This window comes from Chloroflexota bacterium (assembly GCA_034717495.1).
In the GTDB taxonomy this organism is placed as follows: Bacteria; Chloroflexota; Anaerolineae; order JAAEKA01; family JAAEKA01; genus JAYELL01.
This window is the reverse complement of sequence record JAYELL010000045.1, coordinates 1-3,361: the sequence shown is the minus strand read 5'-3', so window position 1 is coordinate 3,361 and position 3,361 is coordinate 1. Positions and strand designations below refer to the sequence as shown.

Here is a 3,361-nt window from a genome sequence, read left to right as displayed (position 1 = left end):
TTCGACTCCGCTCAGCGCAGGTCCCTTCGACCAAGCTCAGGACATTGCTGCGGTACATCCTTGTCAGGTTCGTGGCTAATTTTCTTGCCCGGTGTGCAAGAATCTGACTCGTAAGGTACTGAAAGGACCCATCGATGAACCACCTGGAGCGTTTCTTCGCCGTCATGGCGTACCAGCCCGTGGACCGGGTGCCCAACTGGGAGGCCGGCGTGTGGCCGCAGACGGCTGAACGCTGGGAGAGGGAGGGCCTCGATCCGAGCACGATGCACTGGCACTGGTTCCCCGGCGAAGCGACCATCGGCCTCGATCCCCGGGAGTTCATCGCTTTCAGCCGGGAGATGATCCCTCCTTTCGATGAAAAAATCCTGGACGAGGATGAGAAGACCATCACCTTCATCGATGCCCAGGGCCGAACCCGCCGGGGGTTGAAGGCGGGATCCATCGGTGGAGCGCGCATGAGCATGGATCAATACATCGAGCATCCCGTGCGCAGCATGTCCGATTGGCTGGCGATAAAAAGGCGCCTCGATCCCATTGACCAGAAGCGCTACGAACCCTACTGGCAGGTTTTCCGAGTGGAGGGCTGGCAGAAACGTCACTACCCCCTGATCTTCGGCCCAAACACGGCTACCCCCGGCTTCTACTGGCAGGCCAGGGAGTTGATGGGCACCGAGGGGCTATCTTTTGCCTGGTACGACCAGCCCGCCCTGGTCCACGACATCATGGAACACATTGCCTACTTCCTGATAGAGGCGGCCCGGCCGGTGTTGGCGCAGACGACGGTGGATTATATCTGCCTGGCCGAGGACCTGGCAATGAAGACAGCGCCTCTCCTCAGCCCGGCCACCTTCCGGGAATTCATTTTTCCGCGGCTGCGGCGGGTGATCGACTTCTTCAAGTCCAATGGCGTCCGTTACATCTGCGTCGATACGGACGGCAATCCTGAGGTGTTGATTCCCATGATGCTGGATGCAGGGGTCGATGCCCTGTGGCCGTTGGAACGCACCGCGAACCAGGATCCTGTTCGACTGCGCCAGGTCTTCGGGCCTTCGCTGCGACTGTGGGGCGGTGTGGACAAGCGGGTGCTGACCCAGGGATCAGCAGCCATCGACGAGCATCTGCGAACGCTCCAGCCGTTGATCGAGCAGGGCGGATTCATCCCCACCGTCGATCACACCGTCCCGCCGGACGTGAGCTGGTCCAACTTCCAGCACTACATGGCCAGCAAAGACAAGCTCCTGCGAGGTGAGCTGTGACATGAACAATCGGCAGAGAACGCTGGCGATCTTGAACTACGAAACTTACGACAGGATGCCCATCGTGCATTTCGGCTACTGGCACGAGACCCTGGATCTTTGGGCGGAGCAAGGCCATGTCACTCTTCAGGAGGCGCAGGCCTGGGCTGATGGCAACCAGGTGGACCTGGCCATCGGCCGGCGGCTGGGCTTCGACTTCAATTGGGCCTCCCATTACAGCCCCGAAATCCTGCTGCGGCCACCCATCGAGGGCCGCGTGATTGAGGTGTTGCCCGACGGCTCCCGCAAGGAGCTCAACGAGGATGGCGCCATCGTCCTGCTCAAGCCGGACGCGCATGGCATTCCCCAGGAATTGGATCACCTGCTCAAGGGGCGGAGCGGGTGGGAGGAGATATACAAGCCCAGGCTGATGTATTCGGCGGCGCGCATCAGCGAGTCGACGGTCAATACGCCGCAGGGTGCCATCGATTATGCCGATGGCGGGCTCGAGTACATGCAGGAATCGGCCTGGGACTCGCCCTTTGGTCTGTTCTGCGGCAGTCTATACGGCAAAATCCGCAACTGGCTGGGGCTGGTGGGATCGGCCTACCTGCAGGTGGACGACCCCTTGCTTTTCGATGAAATGATCGAAACGGTGGGGGAGTTGGCCTACCAGTGTGTCAAGGGGGCGTTGGCGGCGGGAGTCAGGCTGGACACGGGCCATTTCTGGGAGGATATCTGCTTCAACAAGGGGCCGCTGATCAACCCGCAGGTGTTTCGGGAGAAGGTCGGGCCGCACTATGCCCGCATCACCGGCCTGCTCAACGATGCCGGCATCAAGCTGATCTCGGTCGATTGCGACGGCAAGATCGACGCGCTGGTGCCCATCTGGCTGGAGAACGGGGTCAACGTCATGTTTCCCATCGAAGTGGGCACCTGGCGTGCCAGTATAGAGCCCTGGCGGCGAGAGTATGGCCGGGAGTTGCGTGGCGTGGGTGGCATGGACAAAAAGGTCTTTGCCCTTGACTACGCCGCCATCGACGGCGAGATCGAGCGGTTGAAGCCGCTGGTCGACCTGGGCGGCTACATCCCCTGTCCCGACCACCGGCTGGCTCCCGATGCCAGGTGGGAGAATGTGCAGTATTACTGCGATGTTATGCGTCGGGTGTTTGGCTGACGGGTCGTGCCGGCTACCACGCACATCCGTTCGCTTTTGGAGGATGTTGGGTCGGATAGTGAGAGAGAATACGATCAGTTCGCTCGTGTCGAGCGACTCCAATTGAGAAGTTACATGGTCAAAACAATGTTCCACCTCAGCAACAGAACGACGAAATGCAACAATTGCCGTGCATCTGGCGTGCGAAAGCAGCATTAGAGCGCGTTGACACCCCTTGCTTTGGCTCCCAGTAGAATACCGTGCCCCTTTCCTGAACCGAGTTGATCAGCCGGTGGGATCGGGATGCCTTGCTGCAGGCCCTGGTGAGGCCTTGCTTGGTTGTAGAAGGCCACGAATTCTTGCGAGACACCATAGAGATGCTTGTGATTGAGGATGATCATGTGATCCAGGCACTCCCTGCGTAAGGTCCCGATGTATCTTTCGCAGATAGCATTCGCGTTGGGTGCGCCAACCGGGGTGCGAATTTCCTTAATGCCCGTTCCTGCTGCAATGGCCGAGAAATGCTGTCCGAACTTGGGGTCATTGTCCCGTATCAAATACCTGGGTCCTTCGGCCCAGGGCGTGGCTTCCCGCAGTTGTTGCGCCACCCAGGCATCGCTTGGGTGAGAGGTGACGGCAACATGCACGATACGGCGACTGGCATGTTCAATGATGAGAAAGATGAATAGGGAGCGGAACATGATGTCGAAGACCTGGGTGAAATCACAGGCCCAGATGTGGGGTGCATGGTTCATCAAAAAGGTGGCCCAGGTCTGACCTGAAGGGCTTGGCGTATCATTACGTGCCATATACTTCTGGACCGTGCGTTTGCTGACTTTGATTCCCGGTTTGAGGAGTTCGCCCCGAATGCGTTCCGCTCCCCAGGTCAGGTTGTCCGCGGCCATTTGCCGGATGAGTGAAATGGTCTCAGCAGGGATTCTCGGTGATTGTGACTTGGGATTGGACTTAC

At 59.2% G+C, this 3,361-nt stretch carries 3 protein-coding genes; 2 read left to right on the top strand and 1 reads right to left on the bottom strand.

What is annotated here, in order from left to right; translation table 11 throughout:
- Positions 1-134 precede the first annotated feature (134 nt).
- Positions 135-1,256, top strand: a complete 1,122-nt coding sequence (locus U9R25_08910; GenBank protein MEA3336013.1) for a uroporphyrinogen decarboxylase family protein — start codon at positions 135-137, stop codon at positions 1,254-1,256.
- A 1-nt stretch (position 1,257) separates the two neighbouring features.
- Entirely contained in the window at positions 1,258-2,412 is a 1,155-nt protein-coding gene (locus U9R25_08905) for a hypothetical protein (protein MEA3336012.1), read from the top strand.
- 194 nt (positions 2,413-2,606) lie between these two features.
- Here the strand turns inward: U9R25_08905 and U9R25_08900 are convergent.
- The coding region (locus tag U9R25_08900) for an integrase core domain-containing protein (GenBank protein MEA3336011.1) at positions 2,607-3,361 on the bottom strand (755 nt) is incomplete at its 5' end.